The following is a 20,782-nucleotide window of genomic DNA, read 5'->3' on the forward strand; positions in this document are numbered from 1 at the left end:
ATGAATGTCGTATGTCTACTACAACAGCGCACCCGTTCTCGACCGCAACCGGCACTGATGTGCGTGTGCGGTTCTGCCCCTCGCCCACCGGAACGCCGCACGTCGGCCTGATCCGTACGGCCCTGTTCAACTGGGCCTACGCCCGGCACAACGGGGGCAAGTTCATCTTCCGTGTGGAGGACACCGACGCCGCCCGCGACAGCGAGGAGAGCTTCACCCAGCTCTTGGACGCCATGCGCTGGCTGCGCCTGGACTGGGACGAGGGCGTGGAGGCCGGCGGGCCCCACGAGCCGTACCGCCAGTCCCAGCGCTACGACATCTACCGTGACGTGATCGCCAAGCTCATCGAATCCGGCCACATCTACGAGAGCTTCGCCACCGGCGAGGAGATTGCCGAGCGCAACATCAAGCTCGGCCGGGACGCCAAGCTCGGCTACGACAACTACGAGCGCGACCTCACCGACGCAGAGAAGGCCGCCTTCCGCGCCGAGGGTCGCGAGCCCGCGCTCCGCCTCAAGGTGCCGGACACCGAGCTCTCCTTCGACGACCTGGTCCGCGGTGAGATCACCTTCCCGGCCGGCTCGTTCAGCGACTTCGTCGTGGTGCGCCCCAACGGCCATCCCCTCTACCCGTTCGTGAACCCCGTCGACGATGCCCTGATGGGTGTCACCCACGTGCTGCGCGGCGAAGACCTGCTCTCGTCCACGCCCCGCCAGATCGCGCTGTATCACGCGCTGATCGACATCGGCCTGACCACCTTCGTGCCGCGTTTCGGCCACCTGCCCTACGTGATGGGTGACAAGAACAAGAAGCTCTCCAAGCGCGACCCGGAGTCGAACCTGTTCCTGCACCGCGAACGGGGCTTCATCCCCGAGGGCCTGGTGAACTATCTGTCCCTGCTGGGCTGGTCGCTCACCCACGACCGCGACGTTTTCTCCATCGAAGAGATGATCGCCGCATTCGACGTGGTCGACGTGAACCCGAACCCCGCCCGCTTCGACCTCAAGAAGGCCGAATCGCTCAACGGCGACCACATCCGTCTGCTCGAGCCGGCCGACTTCGCCGCCCGCGTGGTTCCCTACTTGGTGAACGCCGGCGTGCTCACCGAGCCGCTCAGTGACACCGAGCAGGCCATCCTCGCCGCCGCCGCCCCGCTGGTTCAGGAGCGCATCGCCCTGCTCGGTGAGACGCCGGACATGCTCGGTTTCCTCTTCGAGAGCGCCGACAAGCTCGAGCACCAGCCGGATGCGCTCGCCTCGCTCCCGCAGAACGCCGCCGAGATTCTCACGGCCGCCACGGCAGCGCTGCGCGACATTCCCGAAGAGGAGTGGACCCACGAACTCGTGCACAGCACCCTCACTGACACCCTGATCGGTGGCCTCGGCCTCAAGCCGCGGGTAGCGTTCGGCCCGCTGCGTGTCGCCGTCTCCGGTCGCAAGATTTCGCCGCCGCTGTTCGAGTCGATGGAGATCCTCGGCCGGGCCGACTCGCTGGCTCGCCTGGATCGGCTCTCGGCGACCCTGGTGTCATGAGCTCGGACGGTCTGCTGAGCGCCGGTGCCGGCAGCGATTCCGCTGCCGGTGCCGTTGAGGCGCCGTATGACGTCGTCATCATCGGTGCCGGCCCGGCGGGCCTGGCCGCGGGGCTCAACCTCGTGCGCGCCCGCCGCCGCACCCTGATGATCGACAGCAACCGGCCCCGGCACTCCGCCACCCTGCGTTCGCACGGCTTTATCACCCGCGACGGCGTGCCGCCGCTGGAGCTGCGCCGCATCGGCCGCGAGGAGTACGAGGCCTACCCGGCCGCCGAGTTCCACATGGGCCTGGTGCGCTCCGTCGAGCAGTTGCCGGACGCCGCCGCTGCCCGCTTCACCGTGTCCACCAAGGGCATGCGGGGCGAGAAGAACCGCGTGGTCACCGCGCGCACCGTGCTCATCGCCACGGGCCTGGCCGAGACGCTGCCGGCGCTGCCGAGCATTCGCGCCTGGTACGGCACCAACCTGCACAGTTGTATCGCCTGCGACGGTTACGAAGAGGCCGACCGGGCCCTGGCCCTGATCGGCGAGACCGACGACCTCGCCGAACACGCCCTGCTCATCTCGCAGTGGACCGACGACCTGATCGTCTTCACCAACGGTGTCGGCCAGGTCACCGACGCCGACGAGGCCGCACTGGCCGCGCGCGGCATCCGCGTCGACCGCCGCCCGCTCACCGACGTGGTGGGGGAGCGGGGAGCCATGACCGGCATCCAGGTCGCCGACGGCGAGTTCGTGGCCAGAGAGGGCGGGTTCGTGCGCCCCAAGTACGAGGCTGCCGCCACGTTCGCTGCGTCGCTGACCCCGACAACGGATGCCGTCGGCCTGCTTGTCGTCGACGATCAGGGTCGCACCTCGGTGCCCGGGCTTTACGCCGCGGGGGACACCACTCCGCCCGGCCCGGAGCAACTGCTGGTCTCGGCCGGAGAGGGAGCTCGCGCCGCGGTGGCGATAAACCGGGAACTTCTCGGCCCGCTTGCGACACACCCTCCCGTCAATTTGGCTGGTCGCCCCGGAGTGGGATAGAGTTACTTTTCGGCGCGGTCCTCGGACAACGCATTGGGGTATGGTGTAATTGGCAACACGGATGATTCTGGTTCATTTGTTCTTGGTTCGAGTCCAGGTACCCCAGCAGCAACAGGCGCAGGATTCCGCGGCGAAACAGCCCATCGTCCCTCCTCCCAACTAGGCCTAAACGGCCTCTGTGACCGGAAGCGGTCCAATACCCCCCCCGCTCACGGTTGCTATGGTGACGTGCTGCACCGGCTCATACGGACCCGTCCTGAACCAAACGGGCTGCCCACGGCTTCGTGCGCGGACCTTCTGGGTATGGACGCGACAACGCAGATCACCGCGACGTTCCTGACCCAGCTCGAGGTCGCCGAGCTATTCAAATTGCCCGAGCGAACGCTGAAGGACTGGCGACCGACCCACACGGGCCCGCCCTACCTCAAGGTCGGCCGGCACGTTCGCTACGACGCGGGAGCGACTCGAGGAGCCTGAGCTTTCTCAGAGTCGCGGTTGAGCCTGAGCAGCTCCTCAGTGGCGACGCGGTGCGAACCTTCCGCCGTGCTTAGGCGCAGCCGTATCTCACGAATGATGACCGACAGGCCAGGAAAAACCGTGGCAGTCAACGAAGAAAGCCTACAGACCGAGCTCGCAGACGAGCTAGTCGCGATTACGAAAGCTCGCAGACTCCACCCGCAACGTTCCCCGTCCCTCCGACTCTTACGACGCGGCGTGACCCACGCCGGTGAGCTCGAGCTGAACCGCTGGCGCTCACCGGCGCTACCCATTGGCGCTGAAACGCGATATTCAGCGGCGCTCAACCGCAATAACTGGTGGCGCTCGAGGGGCCCAATACTCCGGCGGCTGCGTTTGGTGTCGGCGAAGACTTAGGTTTCGCGACAGGTAACCAGCTAATCGCTACGGCACAGGGACTACCGCCTGCAAATTGTCTCTGCTATTGAACCTTTCGGACCTAGGCGGACATCCCGTAGAGAAGAAAACAACCGACAGTATTCAAAGGGGATCACAGATAAACGCTCATACTGGCCGCCGCAAGTGGCAGGCCCTCCTTCTCACGGCCACGACGGTGGTCGCCCTTGTTCCTGGGGCGAACTCTGCGGCCAATGCCGCACCGCAAACACCTCCGCCAACACCTGTCGCCTCCGGTGTTACGCCGGTTACTTTGACCGCAAATTCGGGGCGAACAGCTGTAACACGAGCAAGATCATAGCTGCTACTGGACTTGGGACAACCGGAGTTGGAGCCGTGACTGCAGCCCTCCTGCTGATCTGGGTGGGGGCTGCAGCGGCGCCGATCGCAGGGCTTGTTGCCGCTGTGATTGGTTTCGGAGCGGCAGCCATCGCCACGTGCTCGCGTACCTCGACTTTCGTGAAGCTCACCAAGAGCGGCCGCATCGCGTACTCGGCCCACGTTGGGGCGCTCCGCGCCATCTCTCTGGGCTGGTAGCTGGCCGGTTTCAGGCTGCGTTCGAAACTTCTGAAGCGGCCGTTGTCGCGTCCAGACGTTGGCGAGAGTGCGGTTTTTCGTGTGAGCTGAGCTGTCTCGAAACGAGAGTGTTTCGAAACCCATGGGATACGAGACGTAGGAGATTCCTCTCCAGCCGACGAGTGGCACATGATTTGTCTCGTATCTAACGCCCACGGAACGCTGGATATGTCGAACACATTTGTGGGCATATCTGGTTGCGGCCGAAACGACGTGGAAGTGCGGTACTTGGCTAAGACGTCGGCGGTGTGTTCGCAGAAGGTCGGGAAGTCAGCGTGGAACGGTGACCAGACGTTGGCAAAGGTCTCTCGCTCGGGGTTGAAGACGGTGAACGCGGGGTGAACGATGTCCCAGATCGCGCGAGACGGCCGCGCCAGCCCGCGGATGCAGTCCGATTCATGCGTGAGGTGTCTTGTAACGTCGCTGTGTCATATCCCATGGCATGCTCGATATTGAAGACCACCTTTTCAATCGACGAGGGGCACGCCGCCGGCGCTCAACGGGACGGGAGTGTGTTTGAAGCGCATTTACGCACGGGCCGAGGTGTCGCAGTCCATGGCGTTCGGCCTAGACTGCAGACGGAACCAGGGTAAGTCACTCGTCCGAGCGCTCTCGATCCCATGAGGGGGATTGCAATGAGAGTTAGGAATCGCGCGACCAGCCTTGCCACGGCAGGTATCCTAATCTTGGTCAGTGTTTGGGGGGCTCAATCAGCGTCTGCAAGCGCGGCCACACACGACCGGCCGGCGGCGACACAAACTGGTGAAGTGGTCTTCGAGGCCCCACTCGCTTCAGAGTTGCCGCGCCCTACAGACAGCGGAGCAAATTGAAGAGGGTTCTCATACCGATAGTGGGATTGCTAGCAATTTTCGGAATACTGGCCCTGAAATACAATGTTGCTGGGCACCGAGAAAGCCCGATTTGGTCTGTACTGCTTGTCGTTGTGATCGTGTCCACATTGATTCTCTTCGGTAGAGATATACGCCGTTAGACCGGTACCTTTTCAACTGGTCTTGGTCACCACAGCCCCGTTTCAACTAGCAATTGCTGCCAGCAGATGCTCGAGCCCGTCGTTGCCCGTGAGCCTGGCGCCACAGTGCCGTCAGCTGGCGCCAGTGTCTCGCAACCTAGTGCCTTAAAGCCCCTGGGTTTCGAGCCGCGGAGGAGGGCCCGGAAGGGATCGCTCGATGGAGAGAACGCTGACGACTGGCGTGTGACCATGAGTGAGTATCGACACCCCACGATCCCAGTGGGGATCTATCGCGACGAGCGGGGCCTCTTTATCGATTACGGCAATCGATGGGGAGGGGAGTCCCCGCCCGAAGACGCCTATTCGCGTTTGAGTAATCTGGATCGCTTCGCGCTACTTCACGACGTCGCCCTCGCACTCGTCGCGTGGCGTACGGTCGATAGACGATCGTCTATCGGACGGAGAGGGCTACTTGCAGGTCTGTGCAGGCGTTACTCACGCGGTGGCACGCTTTTGTGCAGGTTGCCCACTTGGGGTGGAGCTGAGCCATTCGCTCACATGCGATCACGGACTCTGTGCAGGCTTCGACGCAGGCATCCAGGATTAAGATCGCTGCTGCGTGATTGGCGCTGGTCGTCCATGAAAGAACCCTGGCCGTCACAAGTCCAATCTCAACGCAGTACAAGTCGGCTAGGAAACACGTGGTGATTTCCCCATCACCGGTCACTGCTAGACATTCCTCTGCGCACATCTCGCTCACACGGACCAGTTCGTCACATGCTTCTTCGCAGGTACGTATCCGCTCTTGAATCAGAGCGTGAATTAATTCGCTGCGGAGCATGAGGTTTACGGTAACGCCGATGTGCGCCGATATCTCCCCCTTGACCGTTGTGGCGAAGGTTGGATACGAGACGCCGGCTGCGGACGAAAGTTTGTTAGGCGATCCTCTACCAGCCACGGTGGCCGGCGTCGATTGACAGGGTGCCGTCAGCAGCGGATCGATCCGACAGGAATACCAGTGCACGCCCCGTGCGAAGTTGGTTTTCATTTAGAGATTGACGACAACGAAGTAGCGTGGCTGGCTGAAATTCGTTACGCGTTGGGGACCTCGGGCCGCTCGGCAGACGTTCCAGACTTCTGGCGGCTCTGGGAAGTAGGCCATTCAGCCTATTGGCGTCCGACTGATTTGTGGAGCGTCTCTCAACCTCAACCAGGAGGCACACCAACCGAGGCGCTTTGATATGCCTCAAGATGAGGGAATGGATCGCGCGTCAAACCACCTGGTCGCCGAGCTTGAGGAGCCATCGGGTACACGCACTCGACGTCTGTTCCGTCGTGCGTTGGCGCTGGTCCGTGCAGCATGGGGTTACGTCGAGGTCGACGCTGACCTTGTCATCCGCCGGCGCGCGAGCGGAGCTGAGGTTCTTCGCACTGCCGCCGACCTCGGCGACCCCCACTTTCTTTTGGAGACCGTGCGCCGAGACCTCGAAACCAAGACCGTCGAGGAGTCCGTGCGCGAATGGCGCGTAATCGACTGAGGCTGAGCCCGCTGGGCGTCGGGCCACACTTCACGAGGTAACTCTCTGTGACGGCCCCATCGACGCAGGTTACGACCTGGGCCGCAGGCTGCGAAGAGCACTAGTTAGCCCGGCCCAGTCTGGCGGCAAGGGATCGGTCAGTGTACGAGCGCTTTGAGGGCGATCAATGCGACACCCATGCCGGCGGTGGCGGCGGCGGTGGCGAGCTTTGCCACGAGGGCGGCGCGACGTTGTCGGGCTGCCCACCATCCCAACACGGCCAGGGTGATCACGGCACCCCACAGCGAGACGTCGACGCCGGCATCCATCGAAAGCCCAAGCGCTGCGGCTGAGGCTAGGCAGACCACCGGGACGATGAGGGCCCACAGTAATCCGGCGGAGCGTTGCAGAGCCTCACGCACCGCTTCCCGCCAGCTCGTTTCCCGATTGCCGACAATCTCGGCGTACACGTGTGCGCCCCAAAAAACCAACACGGTGCCGACAGTGCGGGCGATCAGGACGGGTAGTCCCGGGTTGTAGAGGGAGAACGCAGAAATTAGGCCAGCGGTCAAAACGGTGCCATAAACGGCCTCCGCGTTCAGTGCCCGCGACACCCATGGGTAGCGCCTCAACCGCGAATTCAGGTCGAGTCCCGAAGCTTTCACCGCAACCACCGTTCTTGTGTTGCAGCCCGCTGAACCGCGAGGTGAGCCTAGTCGAGCCAGATACCCGGCGCGAGTCAAACAAGCAGTTTCTATCCTTCGCTCAGGGAATCCTCGGCTGGCCCAGTTGACGTGAAGCACGCCTCTCGTGTTGAATATCCATAGAAGGGGAGTAATCCTCGCTCCGCATCGTCAATACGTTCCCTCCGTGGGTTCCGGTGCGCAGGGCCGCAAGGCCGATGAGACCTTCACGATAATTTCGTGGAGGTCTTTGTCATGACTGTCCCTCTGTGGGCGTGGTTCGCTGTCCTGGGTGTGATCCTGCTGATGCTTGCGGTCGACTTGGTCGCCCACCGCAAAGCTCACGTGATCGGTGTGCGGGAAGCCGCCGTGTGGTCGATCGTGTGGGTGTCTCTCGGTGTCGCGTTCGGCGTGCTCGTGTGGACGCTGTGGGGGGCAGAATTCGGGCAGCAGTACTTCGCTGGCTACCTGATCGAGAAATCCCTCGCGGTAGATAACGTGTTTATCTGGGCGATTATCTTCGCCGCTTTCGCGGTCCCGCGCGAGTACCAGCACCGAGTGTTGTTCCTCGGCGTCCTGGGCGCCCTGATTTTCCGCGGGATCTTCATCGCCGCCGGCGCCGCGCTGATCGAGAACTTCTCCTGGATCCTGTACGTATTCGCCGCGTTCCTGATCTACACCGGGTGGCGGATGTTCCGCTCTCGCAACGACCACGTCCACCCCGAGAAATCCCGCATTCTCAAGGTGTTTCGCCGGTTCGTGCCGATGACCGACGCTTACCACGGGCAGAAGTTCCTGATCCGCAAGACAGGAATCGTGGTGGCGACCCCGCTGCTGGCCGTGCTGGTGCTGGTGGAAATCACGGACATCATCTTCGCCGTCGACTCGATCCCGGCTATCTTCGCCGTCACTAGCGAACCGTTCCTGGTCTTCAGCGCGAACGCGTTCGCCATCCTGGGGCTTCGGGCGATGTATTTTTTGCTCGCGGACCTGATCCATCGGTTCATTTACCTCAAGATCGGACTCGCTTTCGTCTTGATCTGGGTGGGTATCAAGATGCTGCTGCTGGATGTCTTCTACATCCCGACCACGATCAGCCTGGCCGTAGTCGTGACCATCATCACGGTGTCCATCGTGGCCAGCCTCCGCGCCACCCGCGGTCAAGGCCGACGCGAAGTGCAGGCCGAGGCCGCTGGGGCGTTCCGGATCGCCACCGACGAGGAACTTGCTGCGGTTGAGCCGGTCTTCGGCCGCCGTGGAGTGCCCGCCGGGGGCGGAAAGGATCGCTTCGATGAGTGACCTGGACCCCTCGGTGGATCTGGACTCTCAACCGCAGACAGTGCGGAGAGGCCGTCGAGGTGTAACGCCGGCGGTGCTTGCGTTGCCGCTGCTCGCGGTAGCCGGCATTCTGGTCGTCGCGTGGACCGTCGGCGTTGACGACACCTGCGGGGGTCCGGTACCGGGATGCGGCAGTCTGCGCAATTCAGGAGATATTCCGGTCACTGTCCGGGCGGTCATCGATCGCACCACTGAGGCGACCGGGGTGTGGCATCCGGTCGATGACTGGGGCGCCCGGGTGCAGCTGCACGACCGGCCCTGCCCGGAATCGAGCTGATCACGATGACGCACTCTCCCCGCGACTGCCAGCTCCGCGGCCCTGCGTACGAAGCGCCGGTCGGCCGCTTGGTCTTAGATGGGGAGCTGTGGCCTGAAGACCTCCTCAAGCTCACCCGCCACGATGACCTGTGTGTGCACATCGTTCTTCCCCGCGACAGGGACCGCTGGGTGGGACTGTTTGCCGGCGTACGAGTGCTGGCCGAACGGACCGCGCACGTCGGGGTGCACGCGCAGCCAGAACGGGGTGGATTCAGCATCGATCCGGCCGTCCTCTCAGCATCGAGTGAACGCCGACGTCGGGCGATGCTCGCCGAGGTAATGCGGGATGCAGGCACGGCGGGTGTGGAGGTGACGCTATCGCAGGTATACGTCGAGGCCTTTAGCGCCACGCGCGCCACACTTCGGCTCCCGGCTCCCGCCGGAAGGGTCAGCGAATGGGGGGTACTGTGCGTCGCGTGGTTCCCGCTCACCCCTTTGTTCTCTTCGAAACCCCTGATCCTTTGGTGATGTTTGGGGTATTCGCCCGCTTCACCAGCCGCCGTATTGTTCAGCCACAGAAAAGGAGCACACATGAACTGCCCTCACGACGGAGCCATGCTGGCAGTCGCTCGCCGAGCCGGCGTTGAGATCGACGTCTGCCCGATCTGCCGGGGGGTGTGGTTGGATCGCGGGGAACTGGACAAAGTCATTGCCCTCGCCGGCGCCCGCAGTCGTCCAGGCCGGCCACCGTCACTACCCCCGCTGCGAGCGACAAGCTCCGCGAGCGAGAATATGGACACCCCGCCTGTCAGCCAATCCAAAGAGACTGCATCCCGGGGCGAGAACTGGCTAGCGGACCTGTTCAAGGACACCCCGCCACCCACCGACCGGAAGACGTGACCGGAAGCACGGCTGACCCGCCGCAACGATCCGCTGGAACTCTGCTCATCTCTGTGGGAATGTACCTGAGCATTATCCGACCGCAACGCCGACCTGACCTCAACAATCCTCAATACTGTCCCCGCCCCACGCAAACTCCGGACAGCGAACCCGGCTTGAGAGCGGGGGACCGGCTCAACGGGCAGGCACATGAATCCGGCACTCGGCTTAAGGCCAAGTCGAGTGGAGTTTTTGAAGGATATGCGGGGAAGCAAGAGTATTGATCGTCGCTAACCCAAGAACGCGGGTACAGGAGAACTGGCGGCCTCAGCCCGCTCCTCACTCGTCGAACCAATTACGGATACGGCGGTGCCAAGATGTCCTCAGGGGCCCTGGCGCCCACGAACTAAGGAGTCGTCCCATGGCCAAAAGGGTCAACACGCCTGACGAGCAGATCGATCGGCTGCGCATCTATAACGTTGTCGCCGGAAGTCTGCATCTGATCCAGGCCATCGGCTTCACGGTGGTTCTCACCATGCTGAGCTCGCAGGTTCTGTTCGCCGTGACCGCCGACTACCTGGCCGGCCCTCCCGGTGTGCCGATCCCGCCGGAACGGGTGACACTCTTCGAGGTGAACATCGGCATCGGCGTCGTCGCGTTCCTCGCGCTCAGCGCCTTCTTCCACTTCCTCATTTCCAGCCCCGGGTTCTTTGCACGCTATAAGCAGGGACTGCTGAACAACCACAACTACTTCCGCTGGGTGGAGTATTCGTTGAGCTCGTCGATCATGATCTGGCTGATCCTACAAATCAACGGCGTCACCGACATCGGCGCGCTGGTCGCGGTGTTCGCCGTCAACGCCGCCATGATCATGTTCGGCGCGCTGCAAGAGAAGTACGAGCAGCCGGGTACGGGGCGGCTGCTGCCGTTCATCCTCGGGTCCATGGTGGGCATCGTGCCCTGGATCCTGGTGTTGATCTACTTCCTTCGTCCGGGCAGCGCCAGTGACGTTGCGGCCCCCGGGTTCGTGGTCGGTATCGTCATCTCCCTGTTCGTGTTTTTCAACACCTTCGCCATCAACCAATGGCTGCAATACAAGCAGGTGGGCCAGTGGAAGAGCTACCTGCAGGGCGAACGCACCTACATCACCCTGAGCCTGGTCGCGAAAACGGCGCTGGCCTGGCAGGTGTTCTCCGGCGCCATCATCCCGGCGATCGCCAGCTAGGCCGGTCCGGCTCAGCGAATCGACACAATCACTAGCATCGGCGCCCTGGTGGGGGGAGCAGCCTTGGGCCGTCGGAATTCGGAGAGCACTACTGATGATGTGCACGCTTCTACGCACGCGCCCAGGACTGAGATCGCTGCTGTGCAGTCGTGCTTGTCGTCCATGACAGCACTCTGATTGTCACCGCTGCGATTTCCACGCAGTAGAGATCGGCGAGGAAACATGCTGTGACTTTTCCGTCACCAGGCACCGCCAGACACGCGTCGGCGCAATTCTCGCTCGCCGCAATTAGCTCGTCGCACGCATTTTCGCAGGTGCGGATCCGCTCCTGTACCAGAGCGCTCGTGACGTCGCCGCAATGCATGGAACACACAGTGTCGCGGGAGCGCGCAACCCCCTCCCTGAGGCTACGCAGTGGGGTTATGGTCTGGCCATAGTTACTTCATGAGAGGAAAGCTCATGGGAACCTTGACGTACGACTCGGGCCTCACAATCTATTTCAACGACTGGACACTCGCTCATCTTCAGGTCGCCATCGGGGTCAAGCTCCACCTAAAAGAAAGCTTTCATCTCTCCTGGAAAGATGAGACGGACGGTGACGGAGGGCGGGGCTCGATCTGGATATTCCCCGGCGCCCCACTCTTCTTCAAGTTCGCAGACGGCCGATGGCCTTTCCTCGATTTGGAGTGGGTCGAAGTGTTAGTCAAGTCCGCGAACACGCCCGAAGGAATGACGGTCATCCCAGAACCGCGCCCACTCGTCGCGAATCGACCCGCCCAGGACAGGGCAACAGTGCCCATGAGCGGCTGAGTTCGGTCAGCACATTTGGTTCGACGGGACAAAATCCGCAATGTCGTCGATAGCCATTCCGATCATTGTGCAATCTCGAAGGACTGCCTTCGTCTATTTTGCTTTGGTGTCCAGAGCTTTCCATTGGGACTGTATTTCGATTAGCACTGTCCGAGAGCTGTCCAGTCCTGGATGGCTGGGCTGACGAACGGGACCGCTGAGGTCTATGAGCCAGTGTGGGCCAAGAGCACAGTTCGATAATCCGTGTAGGGCCTTTGACAGTTGAGCGCAAGCCCTTTACGGCCGTCGTGATCGCGCTCTATTCTCTGTGTGCATGGTCTCCTCACAACGCGAAGTTGATCTTGCAGACGTCTTTGTGCTCCTCGCCGACTCACTAAGCGCGGGCCGCGACGTCGTCGACACCATGGACATCCTCGTCCAGGCCAGCACCGAATATACCGCGGCGACAGACGCCGGAATTCTTCTGGCCGACAGCGGTGGAGTTCTTCACATTGTGGCGTCTTCCAACGAGCGTACGAGCGAGGTCGAAGAGGCCCAGCTTGGTCACGATCAAGGCCCGTGTCTGGACTGCTTCGCTTCCGGGGAACCTGTAGAGATTCCTAATCTCTCCGAAGAATCCGGGCGGTGGCCTCAGTTTGTTGCGATTGCCCTCTCGCGAGGATTCGATGCCGTGCATGCCTTCCCATTGCGCCTGCGCGGTCACACTTTCGGGAGCCTTAACCTCTTTAGTTCCACCCGCGAACCGTTTAGCGACCAGGACGCAGCCTTGGCGCTGGCCTTGGCTCAAGTGGCAACGATCAGCCTCGTTCAACATCAAACCATCCGCAATCAAGGCACGGTGAACGGTCAATTACAGCAAGCGCTGAAGAGCAGGATACTTATCGAGCAAGCTAAGGGTGTTTTGGCGCAGCGCCACGGGGTGCCCATTGATGCCGCCTTCTCCTTGCTCCGCACCTACGCGCGCACAAGTAGTTCAAAGCTGCACGACATCGCTGATGGTGTCGTGCATCACGGGCTCTCGTTTTAGGTGGAACGATTGAGACGTCCGCTTCAACGCCCTCGCCTGGATTAGAAGTCCAGGGCTGCTTGCCTTCAACATTCCGGTAGTTCAGCCAGCGGGTGGGTAACGAGGCGCCGGACAGGACCCCAGATTTCAGGCGGTTTGGTCGGTTGGGGTGACGTGGTGTTGGATGACTGTGGTCAGCGGCTGGATAGTCAGTTTGATCAAGGGGCATTCGTGTTCTCGGGTGTAAGAGTCGATGCTGACGGCAAGATTGTGGCGAGTCCACGATGTTCGGGGGCTGTAGGGGTTGCGGTCAATGATCTCTGGCGCTCCCAGATGAGTGGTGAACTCGTTGGTCAGGGCGCCGTACCCGAGCGAGATGGTGGGGCCGGTGGCGGTAGTGTCCGACAGATAGACACTGAGCCCGATCCCGTGCGGGGGACAGGTCGTCCAGGCGCCCCAGATGTCTAGTTCGGTGCAGTGCCAACGCGCAACCCGAACCGCACGTTCAGTGTGCCGGTGAGCGACCAAAACGTTGCAGCAATGCCTCTCGAGTAGCGCAAATGCGTCGCGTTCCAGGACAGGCCACGTCCCAGAGAGTAGCGAGTCGACCAGGTCGAAAATTCGACGGGGCGTAGCGGCGGTGCTCATCGGGCACCGCAGCGTGAGTTGAAGCGGTTGCGTAGATTCATGAGCACCCCCACACGCGAGTGGGCCCCCTGCTCAACTCGCGCTTTCACATAGCTGACACCCCGGACGGGCCAATGTCAATATTTCGAGCCGGCGTCCTGGAGGCGAGGAGCCACGCCGTGACGTCGTGAATCAAAGTCGAAATCCGGCTGCGTCGATCAGTTCGAATCTTAGGATCTCGTCGGGCGTCGTCGACACGGATTTGCGATACTGGCGCGGCACGAAGACCCAGAGACACCGAACTCTCACCCGGCGCAGCTTGCCGCCAGTATCGAGCTAGCGCACGTCAAATTCAATTTCCGTACCGCTGATGATGAGCTAGCCGAGGAGGCTTCCTCTCGAGTTGATGAAAACACCGTCAGCGCCAGTCGGCCAACGCCCCTGCCAAGCTTCTGCGTGAACGCGCGAGGAGACCACGGACAGTCGATACCGGAATTTCGAGTTCATCCGCAATGAGGGCGTAACTGCAGTCGGAGAACTCGCGCATCAGCCAGGCGCGGCGCTGGTTGGTCGGCAGATTGGCAAGGGCTAGGGCCAATGCCTCATTCTGAAGCAGCGTTTCGACGACCTTGAAAGGCTCGGTATCCAGGATTTCTGTTGTGTCATCGTCATACTCGGCAGCCACCGGGGCGTTCCTACGGATCCGGTCGAGGCTTTTATTGCGCACCACACGCATTAACCAGGCCTTCACGTGCGCGCCATCGTTTAAGGTTGGTAGCTTTTCCCAAGCAGTAATGAGGGCCTCCTGCACGATATCGTCAGCATCGGCAGACGACTTCAGGATCCTGACGGCGTAGCCACGCATCAGATTCCGATAGCGACGCACCAAGACCTCAAAAGCGACCAAATTCCCGCTCCTCGCGACGTCAACCAGGACGCTATCCGGCTCGTCTTCGAGGAGCGACCGGCCGACGTCTGCCAGCAGTATCGAGCTGCTCGATGACTGCGCGGAAGGACCCACCGGTTCGGGCTCATTGTCTCGATCAGCTGAATTCACTCGTTGAGTATACAAACACAACGCGGCCCGCTAAGGGCGTTCTCGCGCAACGTCACGGCGTACCCATGGATCAGGCCTTCCTGATCCTGCGAGCGGCCGCGGCCAGCGCGCACATGAGCCTTCGAGACATGGCAACGAAGTGCGTGACACACCACGTCAGCGACAACGAACAAGCGATGATCAGCTAGGTCCGATCAGCGACCACCCCTTGCTCAGGAAAGAGTTAGGGGTCAATCCGGAGGTTCCACCGTCTCTCCAAACGGCGGCAGATTGATGTCCTCCTCATTTACCTCGACGTCCCCAACATCATCGGGACCGCCTGTTCCCGGCGCCACATTCACTTTGTCGGCAATCTCGGGGTCGAGCGTTGACGGTGCGGCGTCGGTCTGTTTGGCTTGCGTTTCAGTTTCGCTCGCCGGGCTGTAACTGGTGTCCTTGCGGGTCTGGTCGTTGTCGCCCAAGTCAGTGCCGGACATCGCAATTTCCCTCCATGTCGTGGATCAATTCACTCAAGCATGCGTTGTCAGGGGTGCTCCTGACTAGCATTCGACAAAGATGCGTCAGTCGCCGGTAGCAGAGGTCGCACGCGCATGGGCGGCCGTGATCCAGCCCTCTCGGCCGAATACTCCGGTCATGTCCTCACCCGCCTGGGACTGTCACTTCACGAAACGGTCCGGCAGCTCAAGTTCTGGTCCGAGACTCACCGCGACGAGGTCTCAGCGCATCAAGCACAATTTGACCATGCGCGATACCTGGGCCCAGGCGCTGTCCATGGCGCGCGATCCACGCTGCGTCACCACGCGCTCCGGGTCGCGAAACATGTCAACAGTTGCGTTCCGATCTGACGCGCCGCCTACGAGCGTTTTCGGTGAGGGGTCGATCAGTTGCGGGTACTGCGTAACCGAAAAGACTGCGGCGGGCGGCACACGAGTACTACGCGGGTGTGGACTCTGGTACTGCCTCGTCGCTCTTTTTCGAGACTGGAGTCTGATGTGCAGGTGCGGCTTGGTTCGTAGCGTCGTAGGTGAACGAAAGGCATGTAATGATTCGAGTTCACTCTTTGACCAAGCGCTATGCCGCCCCGCGGACGCGCGGAAGGGAATCCTGCATGCGCCCTCTATCCGGCCGATCTCAGCAAGGTCAACCAGGTGCACGCTCGCGTCAGACGGTACCTGTCGCTGCCGGGCTGGCGCTGATGCTCGGTTCCGTACTGCTGGTCGGATGCTCGCCAGCGGTGGCCACCCCGGAGCAGCGGTCAACGACCGCCCTCAAGTCGGCATCCGACGAGCTCAGCGCTATCGTCGCCGGGTTCGCACCCGAGGGCTGCACCAACGCCTCGCTGCCCGTCACAGTCGAAGAGGAGCGCCTCACGGCGTTTATGCCGGACGAGGCCGATCCGTCGCAGCCCGCCGATCGTACGTTCGCACGCACGATGGTCGAGGGCGCCGGATTCGGTGAGTTCACCGCTGCTTTCGCCAAAGACGTCTGCGGACAGGGGTCCCTTGCCGATGCGAAGACCGTCGTCGAGGGACTGGGTACCCTGCTGTGGCAGGACGCTGTCGCCCGAGCTCAATCGACGGAAGGCGTCACCGGTGACCTGCCGGCGAGCGACGACCGACCGCTGTACTGGACGCGGCTGGAGGCCATGACCGTGCTGCACCAGTGGGGCCCGGACTTCACCCTCTCCACCAAAGAGCGTGCGTTGCTGGTCGATGCCTTCGACCGGGCGGCCCGCGGCATGCGTGACGTCGATCTGCCGTCGGGCGACCAGGTGGCGCGGGTGCTGGTAAGCGGATTCGATCCCTTCACTCTCGACGGTGGCGCCACGGGCAGCGCGGCGGGAACAGCCGGCAATCAGATTCGCTACGGTAATCCGTCCGGGGCGACCGTACTGGCGATTGACGGTACGACGACGACGGCTCCCGATGGCACCACGGTGCGCTACGAGGCGTACACGCTGCCAGTGAACTACCCCGAGTTCGAGCGCGGATATCTGGACGACACCGTAGGTCCACTCATGGAGCCCGGCGACGATCGGTTGGATGCGTCAATCACCATGAGCCAGGCGGCCGGGTCGCAGTTCGCGCTGGAGCAATGGAACGGCCGATACCACGGCGACGTTGCCGGCAACGACAGCTTTGCGCCCTGTCCGCCTGCCGGTTTGACCGGCGCCGCGCAGCTGGCAAAGGACAATCCTGGCTGCAACACCCAGGTGCTGGAGCGTTGGGGTGGCGGCGACACATTGACGGATCCACCACAGTGGACCGCGTCGACGCTACCGATCGAGCAGATGATCGCGGCACGCACGGGTTCGAATGTTCCCCGTCCGCCGGGCGATTCGTGGGAAGACGAGTCGGTTGCGTTCGGCGTGCTGTGGAATACGAACTACAGGTATTTCCCCAGATGCGACTCAGGTGAAGAGAAGGAGACTTCCCAGCGCGAGGACACATACCCGCCTGCCCTCGAGCCGACGCCCCCACCCCAGGGCTCCTGCGCGCGCAGCGGCGGAGGTGGCACCTATCTCTCGAATGAGTCGGCCTACCGCAACACGCTGCTGCGCGATCGGGCGGGGCTCGGCATTCCGGCCGGGCACATCCACACCCCCGACATGCAGCACTTCCACACCGAGTTCGCCGCGACGGATGCGACGTTCGAGGCGTGGCGTGACGCCATCGTTGCCCAGGCGCGCGAGCTGATCGCGGTGGTGGGGACACACAGCTGACATCTGCGGGCACGTGCTCCGGAGCCGGCCAGACGACGGAAGGGCACTGGGGCGCACGATATCGGCCGCCGGCGCACCCGGCCGGACGCGGTCCGAGGCGACAAATCCTACTCGTCCCGCGCGGATCACGCGGCGGCAGGCCAGTCGGAGACTCGACGCCGCCGCCGACAGGAACCTCCACAAACCATCGGTTATGAGGCATCCCGAATATGAGACACGCTGTCGCTCGGGCTGGCAGAGCGTGAGAACCCTCGTTGCCCTCTCTCAATGCGCTGATTCATGGGTGTCACCAGAGCGGAAAGTCAACGCCGTGTTCGGATTGTGGGCGGGGCCCGAAAAAGCGACGCTCAGTCTCGGTGATCTGGTGGTCGTTGATGGATGCCTCTCGGCGGCTCATCAGGCCGTTGGGCTCGAACTCCCACAGTTCGTTGCCGTAGCTGCGCCACCACTGGCCGTGATCGTCGTGCCACTCGTACTGGAACCGCACGGCGATGCGGTTGCCGCGGAAGCCCCACAACCCTTTGCGAAGCGCGTAGTGCTGCTCACGCTGCCACTTTGCGGTGAGGAACTCAATGATGGCCGGGCGCCCGACGACGTGCACGTCCCGGTTTCGCCAGATCGAGTCAGGCGTGTAGGCAAGAGCGACCCTCTCGGGCTCGCGGCTGTTCCAACCGTCTTCGGCTGCCTGAACTTTCTGCAGCACCGAGGGTAGGTCGAAGGGAGGGAACGGGGGTCGGGATTCGGTCATTCCATCTGTCCTTTAAGTCAGTTAGCGCGGGTTGCGCGGATAAGAGCTGACGGCGGTCTGGGTGGCGGGCCCGCGCAGCTGCGCCGCCCGGGCCTGGTCCTGCCCGACCCCGGCTTGCGCCGCACAGCCAGCTCGCCGGCGTGGAAACCCACATCGGCGAGCTGGTGCGTTCGATCGTCGTCATCATCTCCTCGAGGACCGAGGGAGATTTACAGCCCGACTACGGGCCAGTCGTTCTCCACCTTGGCGAGCGTGTTGAAGTAATTGGTGAGGATGTTCAGCGCGAGGTTCGCGACGACCTCACCGATTTCCGTGTCGGTCACGCCAGCGGCGCGGGCTGCGCCGATCGCCTCGTCGCCCACATCACCGGCAGACTCTGCGATCGTGTTGGAGAGTTTGAGCAGCGCGGCAACATGCGGGTCCCTCGACTCGGCGCGGCGCGCGGAGTCGAGCTCGGCAGCATCCACCTTGGCGATATTGCTACCGATATAGGTGTGGGCGGAGAGGCAGTACTCGCAGCCGTTCAGCTGTGCGGTCGAGATCGCGAGACGCTCACGCACCGCGGCAGGAAGGCTGCCTGATCCCACTGCGGCGGAGAGCGCGAGGTACCCCTTCAGCAAAGCGGGGCTGGTGGCCATGACCTTGGTCATATTCGGCACGAGGCCCAGTCCCTTCTGGACCTGATCGAGCAGCTCTTTGGCGACGCCTGTGGCCGTCTCGGGCTGGATCGGGGCGATGGTGGCGGCGGTGGTGGCGGTCATAGTTTTGTCTCCTCGTTTCTAATGCATGAACACGTGTTCATCCGTGACAAGTTCTACCATGAATGTTCTAACGGATGCAAGCTGCTTGTTCCGTGATAGTTTGGTGAGGTGAGAAATGACATGTCAGACCGTAATTGGGTACTCGCTGACGAACCCGCCCCGGTGCGGCTGATGGCGACGAGATGGGCCGACTCGGAGGGTCAGCACGATGACTTCGCGGCCCCGTCGGACCTGGACGCGTGGCTGGATGCAGTCGGCGTTGACGTGCAGGGCGTGGCGGCCACGCAAGAGGAGTTCCTGAGCGCACGGACGTTTCGGGACTCAGTACGCAAGCTGGCAGCCCACGTCACGGGCGACCGCCGTCCGGCTGCCGTATCCGCCGTAGCCAGCGTGGAGGACGCGGCCCGAAACGTGAACGCCGCTGCCAGCCAGCGACCGATTGCCCGGCTGCGACTGCTCGACGCGCGCCTCGTGCTCGCCGCCGAATCGGCGCGGTCGCCAGTCGTCGTCGGCATCGCCGGCGTTGCCGTAGAAGCCCAACAGCTGCTCAGCGCGAATCCGGCCCTATTGCGGGCGTGTCACGCCCCAGGGTGCGTGCTCTACTTCACGAAGACGCACCCGCGGCGGGAATGGTGCTCGGTTGCCTGCGGCAATCGCGCCCGCGCCGCCCGGCACTACCAATCCGTGAGGTCTGCACGTAGCGCGCAAGTGCGTGCCGACCAGTAGTGTCCTGACCTGACTCGAGTGTCTGAACTGTTCGTCGCGCCAGCACAGCACAGAAAATAGACCATGAATTTGTACGTTTGCATCGTCATCAATCCTTTGCGTGATTGCGTGCCGACCCAGTTGACACTGCTCTGGCCTGGACCTGACTAATAATCGTCAACGGATAGATCGCGACCTCCAGTGCCCGCCCGCAAATTTCCGCGGGCCGCTAATAGTTGTACTGAGCCGAGAGGTTGGTGACAGTCGGGGTTGAAAAAAGGGAAAACCTCTGGTTCTAGTGGAGACTCGGCATCTACCGGCAGTGCGCCCACCGATGGATCAACCGGCACCGCGCCGAAGGAACAACAGGGCTCCATAATCGGTCGTCACGGCCCCGCAACTGCGCACGCGGTGGGGGCGCACCTGCGCCCATGGCAAGCAACCACCCATGACCAAGGGAACCGCAATCATCTTCGGAGCTGGCCCCTGCATGGGCTTCGCCCTTGCCCGCACCTTCGCCGCCGCCGGCCACAACATCGCCCTACACGCCCGCAGCGCCGACAGCAAGTCGACTCCCTGACAACTGAGCTCAGTCGCGCCGACGTGGACGCCCGCGGCTACGCTGCTGACGCCAGTGATCCCCGCCAGCTTTGCGCGCGGCGCTGTCGAAGGCCATCGATGAGCTCGGCGCCCCGTCAGCCCTGATCTGCAACGCGGCACTACTGCGCCCCGACGGACGGCGATGACGACGGAGGGGCCAACGCTCTTGCCGTCGACGTGCTCGGCGCCAAAATTGCCGCAGAGACTGTGCTCCTCGCTCCGCGACAACCGTGGCAGCCTGCTGTTCACCGGCGCTCTACAGGCTTACGCCACCGCACTACACGCAGTGGCTCCCCGTCGGCGAACGGAATCCGTCTATGCCCGTCGCTACAACGGCCGCTACATTAGGTGCCGCTCCGGGCCAGTCGGCCAATGAGCGTGGTCATGAACCCACTGGCCGTCTTCGTCAAGCGCCCAGACACCGCTCTCGATCGCGAAGTTCCACCACCAAATTTGCTTGGCAACGGACACGATCGGGAACTCTTCCGGCGATGCGGTGGCGTCGGAAATGAGCACGAGGGCGTTGGGGATGGAATGATCGGTGATATCGATAACCCTGGCGATAGTGCTGAAGCTCAGCGTTAACCAGCGTGATCCTGGATACAGAAAAACATCGCCTTCGTTGCGAATGTCGAGTCTCATCAGGCAACCGGAGGTTGTGTTTCTTCTCGATCTCGCTGAGCTGGTTGGACGTGAGGCCCGGGCGCATCCGTCTGATGTTGCCGGCGCCGCGGTCGCTGCAGAGTTGCGCGAACCGCTGCAGCTCTTGCCCGACCTCAGCGGCAGTCACGAGTTAGCTCCCATTGCACAAAGTCAAAGTAGGCACTC

The 20,782-nt window shown here is 62.5% G+C and carries 22 protein-coding genes, 1 tRNA gene and 2 pseudogenes; 18 read left to right on the top strand and 7 right to left on the bottom strand.

The genetic code is table 11. From position 1 onward, the window contains the following. Positions 1-11 precede the first annotated feature (11 nt). The 5 genes from gltX to E3T22_RS19280 all read left to right on the top strand — a co-directional run bounded on the left by gltX (position 12) and on the right by E3T22_RS19280 (position 4,009). Complete coding sequence (gltX, locus tag E3T22_RS00770) at positions 12-1,532, top strand: glutamate--tRNA ligase (RefSeq protein WP_088456643.1); 1,521 nt, start codon at positions 12-14, stop codon at positions 1,530-1,532. Then, on the top strand, positions 1,529-2,560 hold the full coding sequence (locus E3T22_RS00775) for an NAD(P)/FAD-dependent oxidoreductase (protein ID WP_134479722.1): 1,032 nt from the start codon (positions 1,529-1,531) through the stop codon (positions 2,558-2,560). Before gltX ends, E3T22_RS00775 begins: the two co-directional genes overlap by 4 nt. Positions 2,561-2,594: 34 nt before the next feature. After that, positions 2,595-2,666 (top strand) — tRNA-Gln (locus E3T22_RS00780). 197 nt (positions 2,667-2,863) lie between these two features. Next, positions 2,864-3,037 carry a DNA-binding protein gene (locus E3T22_RS00785; RefSeq protein WP_134479724.1) on the top strand — a complete coding sequence of 58 codons (174 nt, stop codon included), beginning with the start codon at positions 2,864-2,866 and terminating at the stop codon, positions 3,035-3,037. 771 nt (positions 3,038-3,808) lie between these two features. Next, the gene (locus E3T22_RS19280; RefSeq protein WP_241983556.1) at positions 3,809-4,009 is read left to right on the top strand and encodes a hypothetical protein; all 201 of its coding nucleotides are present in this window, start codon (positions 3,809-3,811) and stop codon (positions 4,007-4,009) included. Between the two features lie 200 nt (positions 4,010-4,209). On the opposite strand, the pseudogene E3T22_RS19555 reads toward E3T22_RS19280, so the two are convergent. Continuing rightward, a pseudogene (locus tag E3T22_RS19555) lies at positions 4,210-4,434 on the bottom strand (CatA-like O-acetyltransferase); the annotation flags it as partial. An 833-nt stretch (positions 4,435-5,267) separates the two neighbouring features. Between E3T22_RS19555 and E3T22_RS19560 the strand changes: the two are divergent. Together E3T22_RS19560 and E3T22_RS00795 are read left to right on the top strand one after the other, a co-directional pair. Beyond that, positions 5,268-5,726 carry a DUF6226 family protein gene (locus E3T22_RS19560; RefSeq protein ID WP_370291293.1) on the top strand — a complete coding sequence of 153 codons (459 nt, stop codon included), beginning with the start codon at positions 5,268-5,270 and terminating at the stop codon, positions 5,724-5,726. A 551-nt stretch (positions 5,727-6,277) separates the two neighbouring features. Continuing rightward, on the top strand, positions 6,278-6,556 hold the full coding sequence (locus E3T22_RS00795) for a hypothetical protein (RefSeq protein WP_133160366.1): 279 nt from the start codon (positions 6,278-6,280) through the stop codon (positions 6,554-6,556). Between the two features lie 137 nt (positions 6,557-6,693). On the opposite strand, the gene E3T22_RS00800 is transcribed toward E3T22_RS00795, so the two are convergent. Further along, the gene (locus E3T22_RS00800; protein WP_134479725.1) at positions 6,694-7,107 is read right to left on the bottom strand and encodes a hypothetical protein; all 414 of its coding nucleotides are present in this window, start codon (positions 7,105-7,107) and stop codon (positions 6,694-6,696) included. Positions 7,108-7,473: 366 nt separating this feature from the next. Here E3T22_RS00800 and E3T22_RS00805 point away from each other — a divergent pair, with 366 nt between their 5' ends. The 6 genes from E3T22_RS00805 to E3T22_RS00830 all read left to right on the top strand — a co-directional run bounded on the left by E3T22_RS00805 (position 7,474) and on the right by E3T22_RS00830 (position 12,755). Further along, positions 7,474-8,517, top strand: coding sequence for a TerC family protein (locus E3T22_RS00805; RefSeq protein ID WP_088458049.1), 1,044 nt, complete (start codon positions 7,474-7,476; stop codon positions 8,515-8,517). Continuing rightward, positions 8,510-8,833, top strand: coding sequence for a hypothetical protein (locus tag E3T22_RS00810; protein WP_134479727.1), 324 nt, complete (start codon positions 8,510-8,512; stop codon positions 8,831-8,833). Before E3T22_RS00805 ends, E3T22_RS00810 begins: the two co-directional genes overlap by 8 nt. Before the next feature lie 596 nt (positions 8,834-9,429). After that, positions 9,430-9,714, top strand: coding sequence for a zf-TFIIB domain-containing protein (locus E3T22_RS19565; protein WP_370291310.1), 285 nt, complete (start codon positions 9,430-9,432; stop codon positions 9,712-9,714). 400 nt (positions 9,715-10,114) lie between these two features. Continuing rightward, the gene (gene heR, locus E3T22_RS00820; RefSeq protein WP_134479731.1) at positions 10,115-10,918 is read left to right on the top strand and encodes a heliorhodopsin HeR; all 804 of its coding nucleotides are present in this window, start codon (positions 10,115-10,117) and stop codon (positions 10,916-10,918) included. Between the two features lie 444 nt (positions 10,919-11,362). Continuing rightward, a complete protein-coding gene (locus E3T22_RS00825) occupies positions 11,363-11,728 on the top strand; it encodes an ATP-dependent DNA ligase (protein ID WP_240632210.1) in 366 nt (121 codons plus the stop codon). A 313-nt stretch (positions 11,729-12,041) separates the two neighbouring features. Then, positions 12,042-12,755: a GAF and ANTAR domain-containing protein gene (locus E3T22_RS00830; protein WP_134479733.1), complete on the top strand. Its 714-nt coding sequence runs from the start codon at positions 12,042-12,044 to the stop codon at positions 12,753-12,755. A 1,024-nt stretch (positions 12,756-13,779) separates the two neighbouring features. Here the strand turns inward: E3T22_RS00830 and E3T22_RS00835 are convergent. Beyond that, the gene (locus tag E3T22_RS00835) at positions 13,780-14,418 is read right to left on the bottom strand and encodes an RNA polymerase sigma factor (RefSeq protein WP_241983557.1); all 639 of its coding nucleotides are present in this window, start codon (positions 14,416-14,418) and stop codon (positions 13,780-13,782) included. On the opposite strand from E3T22_RS00835, the gene E3T22_RS19570 reads away from it, so the two are divergent. Continuing rightward, a complete protein-coding gene (locus E3T22_RS19570) occupies positions 14,361-14,606 on the top strand; it encodes an ANTAR domain-containing protein (protein WP_088456596.1) in 246 nt (81 codons plus the stop codon). The two genes, E3T22_RS00835 and E3T22_RS19570, sit on opposite strands and share 58 nt — an antisense overlap. Positions 14,607-14,648: 42 nt before the next feature. On the opposite strand, the gene E3T22_RS00845 is transcribed toward E3T22_RS19570, so the two are convergent. Then, on the bottom strand, positions 14,649-14,894 hold the full coding sequence (locus tag E3T22_RS00845; RefSeq protein ID WP_134408443.1) for a hypothetical protein: 246 nt from the start codon (positions 14,892-14,894) through the stop codon (positions 14,649-14,651). A 719-nt stretch (positions 14,895-15,613) separates the two neighbouring features. Between E3T22_RS00845 and E3T22_RS00850 the strand changes: the two genes are divergently transcribed. After that, positions 15,614-17,140 (top strand): hypothetical protein, encoded by a 1,527-nt coding sequence (locus E3T22_RS00850; RefSeq protein ID WP_241983558.1) that lies wholly within the window; start codon positions 15,614-15,616, stop codon positions 17,138-17,140. Between the two features lie 286 nt (positions 17,141-17,426). On the opposite strand, the gene E3T22_RS00855 is transcribed toward E3T22_RS00850, so the two are convergent. Beyond that, on the bottom strand, positions 17,427-17,888 hold the full coding sequence (locus E3T22_RS00855) for a nuclear transport factor 2 family protein (RefSeq protein WP_134479737.1): 462 nt from the start codon (positions 17,886-17,888) through the stop codon (positions 17,427-17,429). Positions 17,889-18,097: 209 nt separating this feature from the next. Next, entirely contained in the window at positions 18,098-18,649 is a 552-nt protein-coding gene (locus tag E3T22_RS00860; protein WP_088456592.1) for a carboxymuconolactone decarboxylase family protein, read from the bottom strand. A gap of 120 nt (positions 18,650-18,769) precedes the next feature. On the opposite strand from E3T22_RS00860, the gene E3T22_RS00865 reads away from it, so the two are divergent. The 3 genes and pseudogenes from E3T22_RS00865 to E3T22_RS19440 all read left to right on the top strand — a co-directional run bounded on the left by E3T22_RS00865 (position 18,770) and on the right by E3T22_RS19440 (position 19,934). After that, positions 18,770-19,375: a CGNR zinc finger domain-containing protein gene (locus tag E3T22_RS00865; RefSeq protein WP_198415068.1), complete on the top strand. Its 606-nt coding sequence runs from the start codon at positions 18,770-18,772 to the stop codon at positions 19,373-19,375. A gap of 284 nt (positions 19,376-19,659) precedes the next feature. Further along, positions 19,660-19,764, top strand: a pseudogene (locus E3T22_RS00870) (leucine zipper domain-containing protein); the annotation flags it as partial. A 38-nt stretch (positions 19,765-19,802) separates the two neighbouring features. Then, complete coding sequence (locus E3T22_RS19440) at positions 19,803-19,934, top strand: hypothetical protein (protein WP_255453177.1); 132 nt, start codon at positions 19,803-19,805, stop codon at positions 19,932-19,934. A 359-nt stretch (positions 19,935-20,293) separates the two neighbouring features. On the opposite strand, the gene E3T22_RS00875 is transcribed toward E3T22_RS19440, so the two are convergent. Continuing rightward, a complete protein-coding gene (locus E3T22_RS00875; RefSeq protein ID WP_134408441.1) occupies positions 20,294-20,596 on the bottom strand; it encodes a hypothetical protein in 303 nt (100 codons plus the stop codon). Positions 20,597-20,782 lie beyond the last annotated feature (186 nt).

Origin of the sequence: Cryobacterium sp. TMB3-10 (assembly GCF_004402305.1) — a bacterium.
GTDB lineage: Bacteria > Actinomycetota > Actinomycetes > Actinomycetales > Microbacteriaceae > Cryobacterium > Cryobacterium zongtaii.